We start from the raw sequence: 20,958 nt of genomic DNA on the forward strand, positions 1-20,958 counted from the left end.
ACGGAGCCGACCGAAAGCCCGTTGTTGGTCAACGTGCCGCTGTAATCGAAGACGCGGTAGATGCCGGGACCGAAGGTTCCGCCCGGCGAGACGGTGACATTGAGCGTGCCGGCGAGCGTCAGATTGCCGCCGACGGTGGTGAGGTCGTTGAGCGCTCCGCCGGCGACATTGGCCTGGCCGAAGCTGTAGTTGAGGATAGAGCCGCCCGAGAGCGAGAGGTTCCCTGCGATAGCCAGCGTGCCCGGCGTGCCGTCGGCCGATCCCGGCGACAGGGTGGCACCATCGGCTACCACCACATTGCCGCCGATAATGCCCTTGCCGCCAAGCGTGGCGCCGCTCCCGACCGAAGTTGGCCCCGTCGCCAGGCTGTTGTCGCCATCGACATAAAGCCCGCCTGCCACAACGGTGGTCGGCCCCGCATAGGCATTGGTGCCGGTCAGCGTCAGCGCCGCGCTGCCCGTCTTGGTGAAGCCGCCCGCGCCGCCGATTGCGCCGGAGAGCGTGAGATCGGCATCGGTCTGGAACGTGCCGCCGCCGGTTTTGAGCGTGACGTCACGTGCCGAGCCGAACGCAGCCGTATTTTGCAACGTCGCGCCATTGTCGAACGATAGTGCTCCCGCCGCGTCGCCGAGATTGGCATCGGCCGAGACGCGCAACGTGCCGCCATTGATCGCCGTGCCGCCCGAGTAGCTGTTGGCGCCGTCGAGCACCAGCGTGCCGAGATCGGCCTTCACCAGCTGGCTGGCGCCGGTGAGGTTCGAGGCAATCGTCGCCGTGTAGCCCGCGCCCGGCAAGGTGCCGTCGCCGACGCGAATCGTCGCCTGCGATCCAACCAGCGCGATGTCCTGTCCCTGGACGACATAGCCATCCGTGGCGAACTGCATGCCCGCGGCCTGAACCTGGCCGTTGGTGTTGTCGACCGTCACCGTCCCAGCGGTGCCTGCGAAGATGGCGAAGCTACCGTTCGAGAAGGCGGCATTTATGTCGCCGTCGGAGCCGGTCCAGTTGTTGTCGCCGGCCGCCCGCCAGGTGCCGTTGCCGCCGTCAACGCCATCATTGGCCTTCGGCCCGGCATCGCCGTCCCAGAAGTTGAGCGTCATCGCGCTGATATCGACAAGGTTCACCTGGCCTGCGACCGAGGTTTGCACGATGCGGTTGGGCGAGTTGCTGTCCAGCCCGTTGTCGGTGAGAGCGCCGTCATAGCTGATGACGCGGTAGATGCCCGGCCCAAAATTGCCGCCGGGGGTCTGCGTGACGTTGATCGAGCCGTCGAGCGTCAGGTTGCCATGCACGACCGTGAGGTCGTTATAGGCACCGCCAATGACGCCGGGGCGGCCGAACGAATAGTCGAGGTTCGAGCCGTCGGCCAGTTCGAGGTTACCGTTGATGGTGAGCGTGCCGGGCGCGGCGTGAAGGCCGCCGGGAGCGAGCCGGCCGGTCGCATCGACGAACACGTCGCCGCCGATGGTGCCGTAGCCGCCCAGCGTGCCGAAGTTGACATTGGTCAATCCAGTTGCGGCGCTCTGGTCGCCATAAATGTAGAGCCCGCCGCCCCCGGCAATCAGCGTCGTGCCAGTGTAAGTGTTGTCGGCCGTGAGCACGGTGTTGCCGGTGCCGTCCTGGGTGACGCCGCCGCTGCCGGAGATCGTGCCGCTGAACGGATAGAGGTCGGAACGGTTGAAGCTCAGCGTGCCGTTGTCGAGCACATCGCCCTGGATGGACCCGGTCGTTCCGCCGGTGCCCAGCATCAGGATACCGCTCGAGATCGTCGTGCCGCCGGCATAGCTGTTGTCGGCGCCGAGGATCAGCGCGCCGGGGCCGGTCTTGGTAAGCGCCCCTGCGCCGTCGATCGCGCCATCCCACTGCACAGTGCTGTCGAGCTGGAACGTTCCGCCGCCTGACTGAAGCGTCGCGTCGCGGCTGGTGATGAAGCTGGCCGGACCCTGTTGGTAGAGCGTGCCGCCATCGAAGGTGACCTTGCCGGCTGCATCGCCGAGATTGGCATCGGCCGTGATCTGGACGGTGCCGCCATTGATGAAAGTACCGCCCTGGTAGCTGTTGGCGCCGCTGAGCACCAGAGTACCGCCGCCCTCCTTGGTCAAAGGCCCGGCGCCGCTCATGGTGCCGTTCAATGCCAAGCTGGTCGCGCTATCGGTGTCGAAGGTGCCGCCGCCGGCATTGAGCGTCACGGCACGGGCAGAAGTGATATCGGCCGTCGTGTGCAGCGTGCCGCCGCCGAAGCTCAGGCCGCCCGCGGCAGCGCCTAGGTTGGCGTCCGACGCGATCTGCAGCGTGCCGCTGTTGATCGCCGTGCCGCCGCTGTAGCTGTTGGTTCCCGACAGTACCAGCGTGCCGAGATCGGTCTTCACCAATTGGCTGTTGCCGGTGAGGTTCGAGGTGATCGTCGCCACATAGGTTGCGCCGGCCGCAGTGCCGTCGCCGACGCGGATCGTCGATTGCGGCCCGACCAGGCCGATGTCGCCGCCCTGCACGAGATAGCCGCCGCTGGCGAATTGCATGCCTGCGGCCTGCACCGGGCCGTTGGTGTTGTCGACCGTGACGGTTCCGGCAGCGCCCTGGAAGATGGCGAAGCTGGCGTTGGCGAAAGGCGCGGCGAAGGTGCCGGTGGCGTCGGTCCAGTTCTGGTCGCCGGCGGCGCGCCAGGTGCCGTTGCCGCCATTGACGATGCTGTTGGAATGCGGACCGGCATTGCCGTCCCAGTAGCTGAGCTGCAGCCCGGCCGAATTGACCAGGTTGACCTGGTTGGCGACCGAGGTCTGCACGAAATAGTTGGGGTCGCTGACGTCGAGGGTATTGTTGGTCAGCGTACCGTTATAGTTCATGACGCGGTAGACGCCCGGTCCGAAGCTGCCGCCGGGCGATTGCGTGATGTTGAGTGTGCCGTCCAGCGTCAGGTTGCCGCCGACATTGATGAGGTCGTTGAACGCGCCGCCCGGCACATTCGCCTCGCCGAAGTTCACGTTTAGAATGGAATTGCCGAGCGCGAGATTCCCGTTGATGGTCAGCGTGCCCGGGATATTGCCTGCGCCGCCGGGCGCGAGCGTACCGCCATCGGCGACCGTGACGCTGCCGCCGATGATGCCGGTGCCGCCGAGCGTGGCGCCTGGAGCAACGGTGGTCGGACCTGACGCGGCGGTCTGGTTGCCGTTGATCAGCAGCGTACCGGCATTGACGTTCGTCGCGCCGCCATAGCTGTTGGCGCCGGTCAGCGTCGTGATGCCGGTGCCGAGCTTGTTGACCGAACCCGTGCCGGAGACGACGCCGTCGAAGACATAGTCGCTGTTCATGTTGAAAGCGAGCGTGCCGTTGTTGGCCACAGTCGGCGTGGTCAGCGCACCGGCGACTGCACCGTTGCCGATCTGCAGCGTGCCCCCGGAAACCGTCGTGCCGGCGCTATAGCTGTGATTGCCGGTGAGCGTCAGCGCGGCACTGCCCTGCTTGTTGAGGCTCTCGAAGCCGCTGACATTCACGCCGTCCAGCGTGCGGGCCGCATTGTTGTTGACCTGCAGCGTGTCGCCGGCGCCTGACTCGCCGCCGGTGCCGCCATTGACCGTTCCGGCGATCGCGCCGCCGTCATTGAGCGTCAGCGTGTCGTTGCCCGTGCCGAGGTTGAGCGCTCCGGCGCCCGTGTTCAACGTCCCGGTCAGGTTGAGGATGTCGCTGCCGCCGCCGAGGTCGCCAGCGGCCCTGAGCGTGCCTCCGCTTCCTACATTGATCGTCGAGGTGCCTGCGTCGCCGGCGAGCGCCGCGGCGGCGCCGCCTGCCGCACCGGCCATGCCGCTCACGCTCAGCGTCGAGCCGGCGTTCATGGCGATGGTCGGTGTCGTCAGCGTGCCGCTGGACGAGACCGCGAGCACGCCGGCATTGATCGTTGCCGAGCCGGTGGTCAATCCGCCGGCCACCTGCAACGTGCCGGCATCGACGCGCGTGACGTTGCCGATCGCGTTCGTGGCCGACGTCAGCACGGTGGTGCCCGGACCGATCTGGGCGATGCTGCCCGGGCCGCTCAATGTGCCGGCGAAATTGAATGTATCGCTGCGGTTGAAGGACAGCGTCGACGTCGGGTTGGCGACGATGACATTGCCGGTACCGGCATTGCCGCTGGTGCCGCCATTGCCGATCATCAGGTTGCCGTCGTTGATGACTGTGTTGCCGCTATAGCTGTTGTTGCCGGTCAGCACCCAGGTGCCGCTGTCGTTCTTGGCAAGCGTGGTCACGCCACCCGCCCCGTCGATGATGGTCCCGCCCATCGTGTTGAGGCCGGTGTTGGTGCCGCCGAGCGCCAGCGTGCGATTGCCGTTGCCGCTATAGGCGGCCGACCCCGTATTGCTGAAAACGATCGCGCCCGTGCCCGAGGATTCGATGAAGCTGGTGCCGGTCTGCAACGTGAACAGGCGGTCGGTGGTGTCGCCCGCGCCGGTATAGCGCAGGGTCGAGCCGCTGCCGATGATGAGGTTGGCCGCATCCTTGGCCGACATGCCGATCGAGCTCGCCTGGTTGCCATCGGCCAGCTTGTCGACGGCGAGGACGCCGCCCGAAATCGTCGTTTTACCCGTATAGGTGCTCGCCGCGTTCTTCAGTACCCAGGTGCCCGTCCCGGCCTTGGTGAGCGAGGTGATGCCGCCGGCGCCGTTGTCAGCGATCTGGGCCGACAGCGAATTATTGGCGGTGCTGATGCCGGTGAGAGTCAGCGTGCGGTTGCCGGCGCCTGTCAGCGTAATCGGCGCCGTGCTGGCGAAGTTGATCGCGCCGGTGCCGGAGGCATCGAAGCCGCCGCCGTTGGGGGCGAGCGTGAACTGCCGGTCCGTGCTGCCGCCCGCGCCTATATATTTTAGCGTGCCGCCGTTGAGGACGAGATTGGTCGCCGCGTTGCTCGAAGCGCCGATCGAACTGTTGCTGTTGCCATTGGCGAGGTTGGTCACGGCCAGGATGCCGCCGTTGACGGTTGTCGAGCCCGTATAGCTGTTGAGGCCCGACAGGGTCTGCGTCTGCGTGCCAGTACCGTTCTTCACCAGCCCGCCGCTGCCGCTGATCGTGCCGCTGAAGTTTTGGTTCACTCCGGGGTCCACGAATCGTGTGCTGACACCAGTCCTGAGTGTCAGGGTTCCGGAGCCGAGTGTGACCGTGCCGCTCCCATCTAGGCTCGCGACAGTATTGCTCAAATTGGCAAGGTCCAGCGTGGCACCCGCACCGACGGTCATCGAGCCGGTGCCGAAAGCGCTCGTCGATCCGGCCCGCAAGATGCCGGCCGAGACAGCCGTGCCAAGCGCATAGGTATTGGTGCCGGAGAGCACGAGCGTGCCGGGGCCAAGTTTTACAACCCCGCCTGCTCCGGTGACCGCTCCGCTGAAGGTCAGTGTGGTCTGGGCGTTCAGCACCCCGATGTTGCCATTGACGACCCCCGGCATCGAGAAGCCGCGATCGGTGGCGACGGTGCCACCCGTGTAGTTCAGCGTGCCATTGACCAAAAGGAGGTTGGACGGATCGCTGGTCGAGGCGCCGATGTCGCTCGCCTGGTTGCCATTGCGAAGACAGCCGACGGTCAGCGTACCGTTGATCCGCGTCACGCCCGTATAGCTGTTGCCACAACCGCTGAAGGTCTGGTTGGCGTTGGTGCCGACCCAGACGGTGCCGGCACCGCCGATCGTTCCTGAAAAGCTGGCGGCGGGGCCGCCTATCGTCAGCGTCGCGCCGCCCAGCAGCACATTGCCCGTGCCGTTGAGCCCTCCCACCGCATTGTCGAAGCCGGCGAGGTCCAGCGTCCCACCGGTGTTCACCGTCATCGGGCCCGGGTTGGCGGGGCCGAACACGCCGATGGCGCCCGCTCGCAAAATGCCGGCGTTCACGACAGTGCCGCCGGAATAGGGGTTGGCGCCCGACAGGATCAGCGTGCCCGCGCCGTTCTTGGTCAGGGAGCCGGCGCCCGTGGCCACACCGCTCATCGTCAGCGTCGTGGTGTTCTGCGCGACATCGATGGCGCCGCCGCCCGTGCCGAGCGTGAAGCCGCGATTGCTGGTCGCCGTGCCGCCGATATATTCGAGCTCGCCCCCGCCCTGCAGCACCAGGTTCGATGAAGCGCTCGACGCGGCGCCGATGCTGCTGTTGGCGCCGCCGTTGGTCAGCGTGCCGACGGCGAGCGTGCCCTGGCTGACGGTCGTGATGCCGGTATAGGTGTTGGCGGCGTTCGACAGGGTCAGCGTGCCCGCACCCGTCTTGGTCAGACCGGCATTGTCCGGGCTGGTCACGACGCCGGAGAACTGCAGGTTCGTTCCCGCCTGGGTCACGTCGATCGTGCCCGCCGTCACCGCGCCGTTGGTGGCCAGCATGAAGCCGCGATCGCTCGATGTGGTGGCGCCGGTATACTGCAGCGTCGCGCCCTGGATCACGAGGTTGGAGGAGGCATTGCTCGAGGCGCCGATCGCGCTGGGTGTCCCGCCGTTCGCGATGGTGTTGACGGCGAGCGTGCCGGCGCTCACGGTCGTCACGCCGGTATAGCTGTTGGCACCGGAGAGTGTGACGAGCCCGGTGCCCGCCTTGGTGAAGCCGGTCGCGCCGACATTGTCGACGATGGCCGAGGCGATCGCGAGGTTGCCCGTGCTGTTCTGCAGAACGCTGAGCGTGCCGCCGCCGGCGGGTCCGGTCAGCTGACCGCCCGTGATGGTGTCGGCGTTGTTGCCCACCGAGGCGGACACGATGATGGTGCCGTCGACGCCGAGCGTGTTGCCGGCCCCGATCGTCACCGTGCTCGGCCGCGCCACCGTATATTTGAGGCCGCCGAGCTGCACATTGCCGACGGTGCCGAAGTACTGCGTATTCGGCCCGACGCCACCTTCGTCGCTGACGACGTCGCCGCTCACCCAGGTGCCGGCATCATCCTTGTTCGCATAGGTGGTGCGCGCGATGATGTTGCCGGTGGCGTCGACCTGGGCATAGTCGGTCGTCGTGCCGCTGGTGACGGTCGCCCAGCCGCCCAGCACCGTGGTCGGCGTCGTCGTGATAGTGCCGCTGGTGGGCAGGACGAAATTGACGATGCCGCCGGTTCGGTTGATCGCACCGAGATTGACGGTGACGGTCCCCGCTCCCGTGATGGTGTTGCCGCCGGCGGTGATGTTGGTCGCCGCAAAGCCTTGCGTCTGGCCGGACGAACCGTTCACCGTCAGCGCGCCACCAGCCATGTTCAGGGTGGACGCGCTGGAGATAATGTTGCTCGCCGGGGCGCCGGCAGCCGTAAAGTCAAGCGCCAGCGTGCCGCCCCCCACCGTCGTAGCGCCGGTATAGGTGTTCTGGCCGGTCAGTCTCTGGGTCCCCGCGCCGAGCTTGGTGTATCCGCCCGAACCGGTGATGCTGCCGGCGAACACCGTCGTTCCGGATGCCGGACTGACCGTCAGGTTACCGCTCCCAAGCGCAACGGTTCCTCCGGTTCCGGCCAAACTTGTAGCCGCCAGATCGAAACCGTTGAGGTCGAGCGTGCCGCTGCTGATTGTGATCGCCGTGGTGGTGCCGAATGCCGAGGCGCTACCTGCACGTAGGGTGCCGCCATTGATTTGAATTGCCCCCGTGCGGGTGTTGGCACCGGTAAGCACCCAGGTGCCGTTGCCGCTGCTGGCGAGCGCGCCGGAACTGGAAATCGCGCCGGAGAACGTGTTGACGCCCGTATAGGTACCGCCGAAGGTCAATCGCGAATTGGCGTTGAATGTGGCGGCGCCGCTCAGGGTCAGCGCGCCGGTACCGTCGTTGTTGATGGTGGCGTCCCCGACCGACCAGGTCCGGTTGCTGGAGGCGCCGCCGCCCGTATAGCTCAGAATGCCACCGGCATTGATGGTCACGATCGTCCCGGCGCCCAGCGAACTGTTCACACCGGCGTTTGAGAGCGTAACCGCCTTGACGGTCACCGAGCTGATCGTCACGGGAGCATTGAAGCTGTTATTGTCGCCGAGCGTGATCGTGCGGGCGTTGCTGCTGCCTGTGAAAGACGCCCTGAGGATACTGCCGCTGGGCAGTCCTATCTGTCCTAGGAGCGCCATATCGGCGGAATCGGCCGAGAAGACGACAGCCGTGCCGGAGGTGCCAGCGAGCGCAATGTTTCCCCTCAGCGTCAGGGTTCCAGTGCCGCTGTTCGAGAACACCAAGTGGCCACCGGCAGCGGACAAAGCCCAGTTGCGGTTGGAGTCGTTCCCAGTCCCGGTGTACGCGAGATAGCTGGTGGAGCCGCCGGTGCGCTGGACGGAGATGGTTCCAAGCGTTGGATCACTGGCGGCTCCAAGCGCACTTGCTTCGCCGAGATTGCCGACCGAGCTGAAATTCAAGACCGTGTCAGGCGCGATTGAGAAGGTCGTCTGCCCGGTGTAGTCATTGGCGTTGTTGGTCAGCGATGCTCCGGACGCAATAAGGCCACCGGCGCCGGTATATTTTGCCGAACCCGCGCCCGTTCCGGTGATGGTGGTTTGCCCCCCACTGCCCAGCGACACGATGCGACTTGCAGCGAGTGCGCCGTTCGCCGTCAGGTTAGCGCCTGCGGTGGTCACGATACGATTGGCGGCCGCCCCGAGCGCCGCATCGTTGCCGACGGTAAGGGTTGCGCCGCTGGCGACGTTGACATCGCCGGTGAAGCTGCTGGCGCCATTCAGCGTCAATGTGCCGGCGCTGACGTTGATACCGCCCGAAAACGTGTTCGCGCCGCCCAGCGTCAGGGCGCCGGTGCCTGCCTTGGTGAGCCCCGCCGATCCGGCGATCGCCGAGTTGATCGTGGCGGTGAAGGGGGTGAAGGGAGCGGTGGATCCACTGCCAATCGAGATGGTCGGCGTCGTGCCGGTGAGCGTCAGCGTGCCGCCCGTGAGCGTATAGCCGTCGACATTGAACGTCAGATTATGGGCCGTGATCGGCCCGGCGAGATTCACCGTTCCAGCGCTGCCTTCAAAGATGGCATTGTCACCGGCAGCATTGTTCCAGGTGGAGAACGGACCGACCGCCGGATTGCCGCTCGAGTTCCAAAGGGCCGGCGTCGTGGTGTTCCAGGTTCCGGGACCGCCGATCTGGACCCCCGAGCCATCGGCGTCCCAGTAGAGATCGGCAGCGCCCGCAGGACCAGTAGCAAGGCCCATGAGGAGCGCTATGGCGGCGACGGCGGCATTCCGCTGACCGGCGAATGCCAAAGTGATCTGGGCAACATTTGGCGCATAGCTTGCCGCCTGGCCCTTCCACTTGGTCATGCGGCCGCCACGGACAAGGTGCGAACAGGCGCACGCCGAGCGGTTACCTCCCGCTTCGCTTTCCCGTCCACTTTTATTCGACTGGCGCTGGGTTCTGCTTGCCTTGTGCCCGGTCGCCTGCTGCATGGTCAATCGCCCCCCGTTGGCCTCACGGCCTGAACGGACTCCATATGAGAATGATGTTTGCTGACTCGCCATTACCGGGAAGGCACTCTGCCCAACTGGCCCCAGGCTTGCGCGATGGTAGAAAGGGAGTTGCCGCGGGACGCTTGTCCCGCTCGAAAGGCAGATTCGTCCTTTCGCATGACCATCCCCCGATTCACCGCTTGCGTAGGCATACCCCAAGAAGGCTAAATATCAATAAAAAAACATCGGACAGCGGTGTGTTTAGTTAGCGTATTCATAACGCCACAGCTCGACCTTTAGCTGAGACTCATTCTTCCCTGATCTAACATTAGCCAGAGCTGCTACAACCGAATGCCGACCGAATGCTTTTCAAGCTGAACCGATTGCCCGCGTTGAACATTTTGCGTAGCTAATACACTTCGCACCGCCGCTTGCCTCCAGTACGTCCATTTGGTGAAGCGACACGTTCAGAAAAGGTGCAGCACAGGGGTTGCCTCGCCGGCGTTCGGCGACATATTCGGACGGGCTTGCCACTCGGTTCGTAACGGGCATGCGAGCCATGAGACCTCGCTACAGGAAGGCTGAATGCACCATTCCGACAGCGCTTGATTGGTATGTGTCACTACGCGTCCGATCTTTGAAAAAGTGAGCTCAAAGGATTGGACAGATGAAGGGTCGGGGCTGGATCAGGAAACAGCGACTTGTCGATGCCCAAGAGGTCAGGGAACATATTGCCCGGCTTGAACAAGAGCTGATTGCAGCGCGCGCTCCCAACAAGCGCGCAAAGCTCCATGAAATCGGCCTTCAATTGCGGGCTCACAAGTCGCGGCTGGAGCGCTGCATCTCAGCGCTGCAACCTCCCCGATCGGCGCACGCGGAATGTCTGTTTTTGGGAACACTGAAAGAGAACCCAACGTCTAATATGAGGCGTTATCCAGACAGGCACCTTTTGCGGCATTCGGGCGCGCGAGCACCCGGGTCGGAGATGCGCTAGGGAAACTCAGCCGGCCCAGTTCGAAGACAGGATCGCGCTGCATATGTCGATGCGCCGGAAATGCGGATCCTTGAAAGCCAAAATGTCATCGTTGAAGGTGCCGAAGGTGGTCTCCGGGCGGTGCTTCATGCCCTCGTAGAACGCGTCTATGATGCCGAGCTTGAAGTTGGCTTCGCGCGGAAATGCAGCGGTCACGGCTTCGCGCTGTTCGATAGTGAACATATCGAAGTCGCGACCAGCCACGTCCATGCCGGCACCCGCCTGGACCAGCGCAATCTCGGGGCGCATGAATTCCGGAATGCCGGGTGTGGTGTGAAGTGCAATGGCATTCCAGACGGTGTCGACATCGCTATCCGAAATCCCACGCTGCCGCAGAAAGTCCCGTGCCGCGTTCGCACCATCGACTTCGAAACGCAAATGGCTGTGCCCATAATGCTGTGTGAGGCCGATATCGTGGAACATCGCAGCTGCGTAGAACAGCTCCGGATCGAAGCTCAGGCCCATCCGGTCCCCGGTCAGGGCACCCCAGAGATACACCCGCGCAGAGTGGTTGAAGAGGAGATCGCTCTCGGTATCGCGAATGAACTCGGTCACCTCGCGCGCGATCTTGCTGTCCGGGATCCGCACTCCCGAAATGATCGCGGCTGCGTTGATCTTGTCGGCCGTCACTTGAGCGATTCCGGCGTCTTGCGGAAGCTGATCGCCAAACGGTTATAGGCGTTGATCAGGCCGATCGCAATGGTCAGTTCGGTGAGCTGGCCCGGGTCGAAGACCTTGGCAGCGGCTTGGTAAGCGGCCTCCGGAACGCCGGTTTCGGCAACCCGCGTCACCGTCTCGGCCCAGGCGAGCGCAGCGCGCTCGGTCTCATCGAACAGGTTCCCGCCCTCATGCCAGGCGGGCACGAGTGCGATCTTCGCGGTACTGACCTTGTCCCCCATCAGATCGGCCGTATGCATGTCGATGCAGTAGGCGCAGCCATTGATCAGCGAGACGCAGAGGAAGAGCAGATCGATCAGTGTCTTGGAAAGGCCGCTCTGCAGGACATGGTTGTAGACGTTATCGACGGTCTTCATGCCCGCCGGGCTTGCCTGGTAAAAATCGATGCGTTCCATATTATCCTCGATGTGGAGAGGCACAGCTGATCGCCATTCCTGATCAGACTTTGTCGGCCCAGGGTGCATTCCGCATCAGGCTGCAGAAGTTCCGGCGGTGAAAATGAGGGACCTTGTCGGCAACGACGTCGGCGAGACCGGTGGCGTGCGTGCTGTCGTGCCTATGCGCCAAGCCGCCGTAGAGCGTGTCGAGGAATCGCTCGGTGAATCCGGGCGCATGCGGATAAGCGACCTCGACGGCATTCCGCTGCTCATCCGTGTAGCCTTCATAGCCGTAGCCGACGATGTCCATCATGACGCCTGCGGCCGTTAGCGTCCCAATAGGGTGAAGATGCTCCGGGATACCGGGAGTTGTATGGAGGGCGATCGCGAGCCAAACCTGTTCGGTGTCGGTCTGCGAGATGCCGTGATCCCGCAGGAAGTCGCGCGCGGCATTGGCGCCGTCAACCTCAAACCGAAGCTGGCTTTCGCGGAAGCCCTCCGTCAAGCCCAGGTCGTGGAAGAGCGAGGCGGTGTAGAAAAGCTCGGGATCGATGTTGAGGCCCAACCGCTCGCCCAGCAGCGCACCCCAGAGATAGACGCGAACAGAATGGTGGAAAAGGAACTCGGTCTCCCGGTCCCTGACGAACTCGGACGCCTCGCGCACCAGTTTGCTGTCCGGGATCTTGATCCCGGAGATCACGCTACCAATCATTGTTTTTACCCCATCAGTTCTCGAGGGCGGCCTGAGGCGTGTTCCGGAAGCTGATGGCCATGCGGTTGTAGCTGTTCATCAGGCTGATCGCGATCGTCAGGTCGACGATCTGCTTTTCATCGAAGACGGCGCGCGCGGCTTCATAGGCGGCATCCGGCACGCCGGTCTGAGCAACATTGGTCACGCTCTCCGCCCAGGCGAGCGCGGCCCGTTCGGTCTCGCCGAACAGGCTGCCGCCTTCCTTCCATGCCTGCACCAGCGCGATCTTCTCGATCTTCACGCCCTTCTTGACGAGGTCGCGGGTGTGCATGTCGAGACAATAGGCGCAGTTGTTGATCTGCGAGACCCGCAGAAAGACCAACTCGACCAATTCGACGGGCAAGCCGCTCTGAAGGACATAGCCGTAGACGGTGCCGAACGCCTTGGCGCCGTTCGGCGCGATTTGATTGTAATCCAGCCTCTTGGCCATTATTCCGATCCGTTCAATTGACAGGAGTAGTGAGGGCCTTGTCGTCAGAATCGACGACGAAGACCGCGAGCAGCTTCGCCGGCCTGGTCTTGCTGGCATTGCGGCTGACCGAATGGGTCGCGTTGGGCGGCTCCGACCAGCTCTCGCCGGCCTTGTAGATGCGGGCCTCGCCGTCATTCACCTTGGACTGGATCTCGCCCGAGACCACATAGGCGAAGATGAACGCGGATTTCGCGTGTCGGTGCGGCCGAGAGGCGGCACCCGGCGCGTAGTCAACCTCGACGACGAGCATCGATTTGCCGGGGATGTTCGGGATCACCTGCTCGAACTTCGGCGTGACCGTTTCTGAATGGCGGTCATGCGTCCAAGCCGGCCCGCTGATGGCCAGCGCGACGCAAGCGGTGGTGAGAATGGTGCAGATTTGTTTTGGCATTCGCATCTCCTTTGCACGGATAGATGCTCGGCGATCGGGTCAGAAAAAAGTACCGAGAACGCGAAGAAATCGTGTACCGTAGTGCCATGAGCAAACCGCTGAACCTGGATCTGAATCGCGCCGCGAAGATTCCTCTGGCGGAGCAAATTCGGAAGGGCGTGGCGGCTGCCATTGAAGAAGGCGTGCTGGAGCCCGGCGTGCGATTGCCTTCATGGCGGGATCTCGCGGCACAGCTGGGTGTTGCGCGCGGTACTGTCCGAACCGCCTATGAAAAGCTTGCGGCCGCGCAATTGATCGATGCAACGCCGGCTGCAGGCACGCGCGTCGCGCAGCGCCCCCGCGCCGTCGTGCGATCCGAGCCGGTGCCGGACGAAGGTTCTTTCATGCGGATCTACCAGGAGATGACGCAGGGACCGGGGATCTTCCAGATGGGGGTTCCGGCAAGCGACATCTTCCCCGCCACCTTGTTCGCGCGCATACGCGCGCACGCGATCCGTGCCGAAGCGATCGCGGCACCTCTGTACCCCGATCCTCGCGGTGAGCTCGAACTTAGGCGGGAAATCGCCGGCTATCTCGCTGTCGCGCGGGGGATTACCTGTCTGCCCTCGCAGGTTGTCATCACCGGAGGTTTCGGTGCGGGACTCGGCCTGGCGCTCTCCGTCCTGAAGCTGGCAGGGCAGACCGGCTGGATCGAGGAGCCCAGCTTCCCATGGACCCGAAAGGGGCTCGAACTCGCCGGTTTGTCCCTCGCTCCTATCCCGGTCGATTGCAACGGGTTCGATCTGGACGAGGCGCTGCGCCATCATCCGGCAGCGAAGCTAGCGCTTGTGACGCCGGGCCAACATGCGCCGCTCGGCCCGACTTTGTCGCTCGAGCGCCGCCTGCGCCTGCTCGAATGGGCAGCGGCTAACCAGGCCTGGGTGATCGAAGACGATTATCTGAGCGAGCTGCAGCTGACGGGCAGGGCCGCGCCGGCGCTTGCGTCGCTCGACCGCCTTGGACGCGTCATTCACATTGGGTCCTTCAGCAAGACGATTAGCCCGACACTTCGGCTGGGGTTCGTGATCGTGCCGACCGACCTTGTCTGTCGCTTCGCGGAAGTCGCAGCTTGCCTGGCCCCGGCCCCGGGACCGGCGGTGCAACTCGCGATCGCCGAATTCATGCGGGAGGGTCATTATATTCGCCATCTCCGCCGCACGAAGCGCGCCTATATCGCAAGACGCGAGGCGCTGATCGAGCAGCTTGAAGCGAGGGTTAACGCCGAACAGATCGCAACGCCGGGTTTGGCCGTGCTGCTGAAGCTGCCCAGAGAAACATCGGACATCGCAGTGGCGCGCGAGGTCTCCGCCTTCGGTATGTCTCCCGCACCGCTCTCCGCATGGTACGCTTCGCCAGCCAGGGCCGAGACCGGCCTCTTGCTCGGAATCGCCACCGCGCCGAGCAAGAACCTGGGAAAATCCTGTGACCGGCTCTTCGAGGTCCTCCGTCGGCTCGAAGGCCGGGGCCGATCTGCACCCATCCTCGCTAAGCGACGGCGCTCGACAACTTGAGCGCCCCCTGAACCAGGCCATCTATGGTCACGCGTATCTTCGCCGGCAGCGTCCTCGTGTGCGGCCAAAGAATATTGATCGGCAACTCGCCGCCTGACAGCCCATCCAGGACGATCTCCAAAGCGCGGCCGCGGACATCGTCCTCGACCATCCATGATGGGAGCTGGGTTAGGCCGTGTCCTGCTTTCACGGCCATCAGCACCGTCTCGAAATCCTGCAGTTCATGCTTGACGGGGACAGGCTGCCGGGCAGTCGAGCCGTCCGGTTGTCGCATCAGCCAGGCGATGCGATTGCCCTCCCGTCGTCCGACGATGCAATCATGTTGAGCAAGATCGCTCCAGGAACGAGGAACGCCGTGCCGCGCGAGATAGCTGGGCGCTCCAACGATCACCATATGCTGGACGCCGATCTGGCGCGCGAGCAAGTCGGTCGAATCGTCTAGGTTGCCGATGCGCACGGCGAGGTCGATATTTTCGCCAATTAAGTCGACCCGGCGGTCGGTGAAGCTGACGTTGAGGTTCAACGCCGGATAGCGTTCCGCCACATCGAGCAGCACAGGCATGATGTGCAGCCGGCCGAACGCCGTCGGCAGATCGATGCGGACTTCGCCGCCGGGTGTGTCCCGCGCCAGCGTCAGAGCGCTCTCGCCGCGCTCGAGTTCGTCGAGCGCCGCGATGCAGTGTTCGAGCCAGGCCTCTCCGGCAGGCGTCAAGGTCAGGCGGCGAGTGGTCCGGTGCAGGAGCTTTGAGCCTAAGCGCGCCTCCAGCCGCGACACCGCTCGGCCGATCGCGGATTTGGCCATCCCCATTTGCGCAGCGACCGCCGTGAAGCTACCGAGCCGCGTCACGGCGACAAATTCTGCGATGCCATCGAAACGGGTGCCCATCCGCTTGTTGTAGCTCCAGACGCACCAGTGAGTCTACTCGTTGGGCACTAATTGGCCTCATCGCGCCGGTTTATATGCTTTGAAGCGTAAATTCTCCACAGGAGCCCTCCCATGCCTTCTCTATTCGATTCCTTCGATCTAGGCCCCGTCCACCTCACAAGCCGCATCGTCATGCCGCCGATGACGCGCACCCGCACCTCCGAAGGCCCTCTTCGGACCGACGGCGACCTCCCCAACGAACTGACAGTCAAATATTACGGCCAGCGCGCGAGCGCCGGTCTGATTATATCCGAAGTCAACGACGTGGATCAGTCCAGTCACGGCTACGCGCGGATCCCCGGGATTCACTCCGAGGCTCAGAAGCAGGCCTGGCGCCCGGTGACCGAAGAGGTTCATCGTCAGGGCGGCACCATCTTCATGCAGCTGTGGCATGTCGGCCGACTGGCGCATTCCTCGCTTCTGCCGAACGGCCAGGCGCCAGTGGGCGTGACCGCGGAACAGGCCGTCGGCTCAGAGGTGTTCGCCCATGGCCCGGACGGCCGGTTGCGCTTCATGGCGGCAGAGATGCCGAGGCCGCTCAGCACCGAGGAAGTGACGGCCATGGTGGGAACCTTCGCCAAAGCCGCCGCCAACGCCCGGGAGGTCGGGTTCGACGGCGTCGAGATTCATGCCGCCAACGGCTACCTGATCGAGCAGTTCATGAACTCGGTCCTCAATACCCGCACCGACCGCTATGGTGGCGGCAGCATGGAAGATCGCACACGGTTCCTGATGGAAGTCGTGGAGGCGGTGGTGGCTGAATTCGGCCCAGGACGCGTCGGTGTTCGCCTCTCGCCATTCGGCAAATATGGTTCAATGCCTGCGGACCCGCTTGTCGAGGAGACGTTCCTGTACGTCGTCGAGCAGCTCGGGCGCCGCGGCGTCGCCTATATCCATCTGCTTTACGAGCTGCTGCCCGACGGCAACATGGAATCCGCCACGTTCGAGGCGCGCCATCTCGACCACGACATGCTCGCCACGGCTCGGGCTTCGTTCCCCGGCGCTTTCATCTGGTGTGGTGGCTTCGATGACGTCGAGCGAGCCCAGGCCTCTCTTGATACCGGCCTGGTAGACCTGATTGCCTATGGCAGGCCGTATATCGGCAACCCAGACCTCGTCGAGCGCCTCAGGAACGGCTGGCCTTTGGCCGTAGCTGACCGGTCCGTCTACTACACCCGCAATGGAGAAGTGGGATACACGGACTTCCCCGCATATTCGGACGATAGCGCCGCAAGCAGAGCCGCTTGATACGACAAAGGCCGAATAGGAGTCCGAGACCCGAATGCCGGACTCCTACCGGTCGAGTAGCCTGCCCGGCATCCGGTGAAGTCGCCCACTCCCGCAACATCCCGGGTCACGTGGGCTGGCGGTTCTTCCACAACAGTAGAGCATTATGACAAAGCGAACATTTCTCGTCACCGGAGCCAGCAAGGGCATCGGCCGCGCGCTTTCAACGCGGCTCGCCGCCGCCGGCCATCACGTGGTCGGCATCGCTCGCGGTGCGGATCCGAGCTTTCCAGGCACGCTGGTGCCGATCGACCTCTTTGATAGCAAGGCCGCGGCGGAAGCCCTTGCCGATCTCGCTCAACGCTATTCTTTCGATGGCGTCGTCAACAACCTCGGTATGATCAAGATGCATGCGTTGGGCGAGATCGATCTCGCAGATGTGGATGATATCATGCCGGGCAACATCCATCCGACGATTGCGGCAGTGCAGGCGGTCCTGCCGGCTATGCGTGAGAAGGGCTGGGGCCGCATCGTCAACCTCTCCAGCATCGTCGTCGTGGGCATTGCGCGTCGTAGCGCCTATGCGGCAGCCAAGGCGGCGATCGACAGCTTGACACGAACGTGGGCGCTGGAGCTGGCCCAAACCGGCATCACGGTCAACGAGGTCGCGCCGGGCCCGGTGGAAACAGAGATGTTTCGCGAGAATACGCCGGCGGGCAGCGAGGCAGAGACGCGCTTCCTTTCGATGATCCCGATGCGTCGCCTCGGCAAGCCGGAGGAACTCGCCGCTGCCATCGCCTTTTTGCTCTCGGAAGAAGCCGGGTACATCACCGGGCAGACATTGTTCGTCGATGGTGGCGGATCGACCGGCCGAATCGCCATTTGATTCGAAGAGACTGGCGATCAAAGCCGCAGCGACGGCCCTATCGCAGCCCGGTCGTTCTCGCAGCGAGCCGTTGCTCGATATCGGGAGCATCGTGGAATGCTATGGCTTCCGTTTATGAGGAGCGCTTCCCTGTTCCCCGTTCGATGAACCGGCCACGCCCGGGCTTGCCCACGAACGACCCGCCATCTGCGACGACCTCGCCGCGGCTGATCGTCATTTGCGGATATCCACGCACCGATATGCCGTCGTAGGAGCTGTAATCGATGTCGGAATGGAGCGTCTCGGCCGAGAACGTGAATTCCTTGTTCGGATCGAACACCACCACATCCGCGTCGTAGCCGGGCAGGAGCTGACCCTTTTTGGGGAGGCCGAAGATTTTCGCAGGGTTGGTGCAGCACACCTCGACCCACCTGTTGAGGCTGAGCCTGCCTGCGTTCACGCCGAAATGATGAATCAGCGCCAGACGGGCCTCGATACCCGATATCCCATGGGCGGGTTGGCCCGGGGGCCGCTTGCGCGGACCATGGTCGGTGGACACGATGTCGAGAGTGCCATCCGCGAGAGCCTGCCAAAGCGCATCTTGATGGCGCTTCTCCCGTATCGGCGGGCTGGTCTGGATGGAGAAACCGTTGGCCAGGGTTCGCTCATAGTCGTCGCTGGTGTAAACCAGATAGGCCACGCAGACCTCGCCATACACGCTCTGACCACGTGCTTTGGCGTGCCTGATCTCGCGCACGCCTTCCTCGCAGGTCTGGTGATAGAGGATCAGGCGGGCGCCGGTGTGCGCCGCGAAGGCTATCACGCGATGGACGGCCTCGCCTTCGGTCGCGGAAGGAAGTGCCGACAGATACCACTCCGTGCCGGTCTTGCCTTCCTTCGCCAGACGGGCCTTCAGCATCCTGATGATGTCGTCGTTTTCGGCGTGGACCACCGCGAGGCCGTCGCGTTCGGCGATGACTTCCATCGCGCTGAAGATGGTGGCGTCGTTCAGCCGGTAGCCGTCATAGGCCATGAACATCTTGATGGAGGTGACCCCGCGATCGAAGATGTCGTGCAATTCTCCAATTCGCGACGGGTCGGTGTCGCGTATCGTGAGGTTGAACGCATAGTCGATCACCGCCTCGCCTTCGGCCTCCTTTTGCCGGACATCCAATTCCTTGACGAGATTGACGCCGGCATAGGGCGACGCGAAATCGACGAATGTCGTCACGCCGCCGATCGCAGCGGCCCTGCTGCCGACCCCGAACGAATCCGCACCCGGCGTATAGAGCGGGGCGTAGCGCGGGTCGGTCAGATGCACATGCGCATCGATGGCTCCGGGAAGCACATAACGACCCCGCGCGTCGATTTCCCTCTGCCCGACCAACCCCTGCCCAATGGCAGCGATCTGTTCGCCGTTTATGGCCACATCGGCAAGAAACGTATCATTGGGGGTGATCACCGTGCCGTTTTTGATAACCAGATCGTAGCTCATGGAGTTTCCACCTTCAGCTTGGTGAGAATTCAGAGGGGCGCACCGCGTGATGCGACGCCGATAGGGGCAAGGTCCCTGCCCTCCCAGAGATTTCGGGAGGGCGTGAACCGTCTTCCAGTCGACGGCGAGCCGGCGCTGTCTAGGCCGCCACGACTGCGTAATCCTTGGCGAAGATGAACTCCGACGGGTGCTTCTCGAAGCCCTTCACCTTCTTGTCCATCACGGTCTGCTGGTCGCGCCAGTAAGGCTGGATGATCGGGCTTTCGTCCTGCAGGATCAGCTCGATCTTCTCCATCACCTTGGAGCGCTCCTTCGGATCGAGGATGCCCTCGGCTTGGGTCAGCAGCTTGTCGAATTCGGCGTTGGAGAAATGCGACTCGTTCCATGCCACGTTCGAGCGGTAGGCCAACCCCAGCGTCATGATGCCGAGCGGCCGATGGCTCCATCCCGTGATAGAGAACGGAACCTTGGTCCATATGTCCCAATATTGGGCATTCGGCAGGGTCTTGATGTTGATCTTCACGCCGATGTCCTTGAACTGCTCGACCAGCGTCTGAGCCATGGCGACCTCATAGGCCGGTTCGGAGCGCGTGATCATGTCGTGCTCGAACCCATCCGGGAATCCGGCGTCGGCCAGAAGCTTCTTCGCTTTCTCGACGTCTCGATCGATCTTGGGCAACGGAGCATACTCCGGATGCGACGGGGCGACGTGGTGATCCTCCCCTTCCGCTCCACCGCCGAGCAGGGCCAATTGAATGATCTTGTTGCGATCCACGGCGAGCCTCATCGCCTGGCGCACGCGCTTGTCGGCGAACGGACCTTCCGGGTGCATGCGCGCGACCGTCGTCTGGGCCGACGGGACGCTGTAGACGGCAATATGCGGGAAACTCTTCATCGAGTTGATTTCGACGCGATCCGCAGTCGACAGGCCATCGACCTGTTTCGAGGCCATGGCGGCGATGCCGGCCCCGGCGCCGTCACCAAGATCGACGAAGGCGAACGTGTCGAGGTACGGGCCTCCGCCCCAATAGTCCGTCCTGGCCTTGAACTTGGCGTTCTTTCCGATGTTGTACTCGATGAGTTCGAACGGCCCGGTTCCGTTCGTGCCGACGCCGAACGCACCATTGTCGTTGGGATCGATGATCGGCATCGCGTAGTGGAAGAAATGTTCCGCCACCGCCACCTGGGGCGACTTGCAATTCAGCCTGACAGTATGATCGTCGACCTTCTCGATGGCATTGTCGGACCACAGGCGGCTCGACATCTTTGCTTTGCCCTTGTCGTCCTTCTCGCCGGTATCGTACTGTTCGACGAGGTAACCCGTCATCAGGCCCAGCATCGAAGAGCCGACCTTGGGATCGCAGACACGCTTGAGGTTCCATACGACGTCGTCGGCGGTGAAGTCCCTGCCGTCGTGCCATTTCACGCCCTTGCGAACATGCAGCGTCCAGGTTTTCAGGTCGTCGCTGACATCCCATTTCTCCAGAAGGTAAGGACGAGTGATGTTATCGCGATCGGTGAAGGTCAGAAATTCGCAAACCTGGCGGATGACGTTGGACTTCTCGTAGAAGTCGATGGTGTGGGGATCCTTGATCTCCTGGCAACGCATGCCGATCCGCAGATTTCCACCTTTCGGCCTATCCTCGGCGCGAGCCTGGGACATAGGCTCGGGCAGCCCCGCCATGGCATAGGCGGCCGTCGCCGAAAGCCCAAGGAGCGTTGCCTTCCTGAGAAAGTCGCGGCGGCCGATCCGGCCGTCCTTCATCTGGTCGAGAAGCGTAGGAATATAGGGATGCGATGCTTTTTCCACGGTAGTACCTCCCAGTTGCCGCAGGTCT

The 20,958-nt window shown here is 63.5% G+C and carries 12 protein-coding genes; 3 read left to right on the plus strand and 9 right to left on the minus strand.

Annotation, left to right across the window (positions count from 1 at the left end):
- The 6 genes from LB533_RS28030 to LB533_RS28055 form a co-directional block, all read right to left on the minus strand.
- Positions 1-9,230, minus strand: a 9,230-nt coding sequence (locus tag LB533_RS28030) for a beta strand repeat-containing protein (protein WP_224678698.1), incomplete at its 3' end; no start/stop codon positions are given.
- Positions 9,231-10,356: 1,126 nt separating this feature from the next.
- Complete coding sequence (locus LB533_RS28035; RefSeq protein WP_224678699.1) at positions 10,357-11,019, minus strand: HD domain-containing protein; 663 nt, start codon at positions 11,017-11,019, stop codon at positions 10,357-10,359.
- Entirely contained in the window at positions 11,016-11,462 is a 447-nt protein-coding gene (locus LB533_RS28040) for a carboxymuconolactone decarboxylase family protein (RefSeq protein ID WP_224678700.1), read from the minus strand. The genes LB533_RS28035 and LB533_RS28040 overlap by 4 nt, the downstream gene beginning before the upstream one ends.
- Positions 11,463-11,505: 43 nt before the next feature.
- The gene (locus LB533_RS28045) at positions 11,506-12,156 is read right to left on the minus strand and encodes an HD domain-containing protein (RefSeq protein ID WP_224678701.1); all 651 of its coding nucleotides are present in this window, start codon (positions 12,154-12,156) and stop codon (positions 11,506-11,508) included.
- A 13-nt stretch (positions 12,157-12,169) separates the two neighbouring features.
- Entirely contained in the window at positions 12,170-12,625 is a 456-nt protein-coding gene (locus LB533_RS28050; protein ID WP_224678702.1) for a carboxymuconolactone decarboxylase family protein, read from the minus strand.
- Positions 12,626-12,638: 13 nt separating this feature from the next.
- Entirely contained in the window at positions 12,639-13,058 is a 420-nt protein-coding gene (locus tag LB533_RS28055) for a cupin domain-containing protein (RefSeq protein ID WP_224678703.1), read from the minus strand.
- A gap of 86 nt (positions 13,059-13,144) precedes the next feature.
- Between LB533_RS28055 and LB533_RS28060 the strand changes: the two genes are divergently transcribed.
- On the plus strand, positions 13,145-14,608 hold the full coding sequence (locus LB533_RS28060) for a PLP-dependent aminotransferase family protein (RefSeq protein ID WP_224678746.1): 1,464 nt from the start codon (positions 13,145-13,147) through the stop codon (positions 14,606-14,608).
- Here LB533_RS28060 and LB533_RS28065 read toward each other — a convergent pair.
- Positions 14,583-15,494, minus strand: coding sequence for a LysR family transcriptional regulator (locus LB533_RS28065; RefSeq protein ID WP_224678704.1), 912 nt, complete (start codon positions 15,492-15,494; stop codon positions 14,583-14,585). The two genes, LB533_RS28060 and LB533_RS28065, sit on opposite strands and share 26 nt — an antisense overlap.
- 111 nt (positions 15,495-15,605) lie before the next feature.
- Here LB533_RS28065 and LB533_RS28070 point away from each other — a divergent pair, with 111 nt between their 5' ends.
- Both LB533_RS28070 and LB533_RS28075 read left to right on the plus strand, forming a co-directional pair.
- Positions 15,606-16,781 carry an alkene reductase gene (locus LB533_RS28070; protein WP_224678705.1) on the plus strand — a complete coding sequence of 392 codons (1,176 nt, stop codon included), beginning with the start codon at positions 15,606-15,608 and terminating at the stop codon, positions 16,779-16,781.
- A gap of 145 nt (positions 16,782-16,926) precedes the next feature.
- Complete coding sequence (locus LB533_RS28075; protein ID WP_140639589.1) at positions 16,927-17,646, plus strand: SDR family oxidoreductase; 720 nt, start codon at positions 16,927-16,929, stop codon at positions 17,644-17,646.
- Positions 17,647-17,758: 112 nt separating this feature from the next.
- Here the strand turns inward: LB533_RS28075 and hydA are convergent, their stop codons facing one another.
- Both hydA and LB533_RS28085 read right to left on the minus strand, forming a co-directional pair.
- Complete coding sequence (gene hydA, locus LB533_RS28080; protein ID WP_140639590.1) at positions 17,759-19,120, minus strand: dihydropyrimidinase; 1,362 nt, start codon at positions 19,118-19,120, stop codon at positions 17,759-17,761.
- Positions 19,121-19,259: 139 nt separating this feature from the next.
- Positions 19,260-20,930 carry an ABC transporter substrate-binding protein gene (locus tag LB533_RS28085; RefSeq protein WP_224678706.1) on the minus strand — a complete coding sequence of 557 codons (1,671 nt, stop codon included), beginning with the start codon at positions 20,928-20,930 and terminating at the stop codon, positions 19,260-19,262.
- Between the last annotated feature and the right edge of the window lie 28 nt (positions 20,931-20,958).

This window comes from Mesorhizobium sp. BR1-1-13 (assembly GCF_020165515.1).
Taxonomy (GTDB): domain Bacteria; phylum Pseudomonadota; class Alphaproteobacteria; order Rhizobiales; family Rhizobiaceae; genus Mesorhizobium.

Coding starts and splice junctions, on each gene's coding strand:
- LB533_RS28040 (WP_224678700.1), bottom strand. CDS start 11,462: ATGGAACGCATCGATTTTTACCAGGCAAGCCCGGCGGGCATGAAGACC.
- LB533_RS28045 (WP_224678701.1), bottom strand. CDS start 12,156: ATGATTGGTAGCGTGATCTCCGGGATCAAGATCCCGGACAGCAAACTG.
- LB533_RS28050 (WP_224678702.1), bottom strand. CDS start 12,625: ATGGCCAAGAGGCTGGATTACAATCAAATCGCGCCGAACGGCGCCAAG.
- LB533_RS28055 (WP_224678703.1), bottom strand. CDS start 13,058: ATGCCAAAACAAATCTGCACCATTCTCACCACCGCTTGCGTCGCGCTG.
- LB533_RS28060 (WP_224678746.1), top strand. CDS start 13,145: ATGAGCAAACCGCTGAACCTGGATCTGAATCGCGCCGCGAAGATTCCT.
- LB533_RS28065 (WP_224678704.1), bottom strand. CDS start 15,494: ATGGGCACCCGTTTCGATGGCATCGCAGAATTTGTCGCCGTGACGCGG.
- LB533_RS28070 (WP_224678705.1), top strand. CDS start 15,606: ATGCCTTCTCTATTCGATTCCTTCGATCTAGGCCCCGTCCACCTCACA.
- LB533_RS28075 (WP_140639589.1), top strand. CDS start 16,927: ATGACAAAGCGAACATTTCTCGTCACCGGAGCCAGCAAGGGCATCGGC.
- hydA (WP_140639590.1), bottom strand. CDS start 19,120: ATGAGCTACGATCTGGTTATCAAAAACGGCACGGTGATCACCCCCAAT.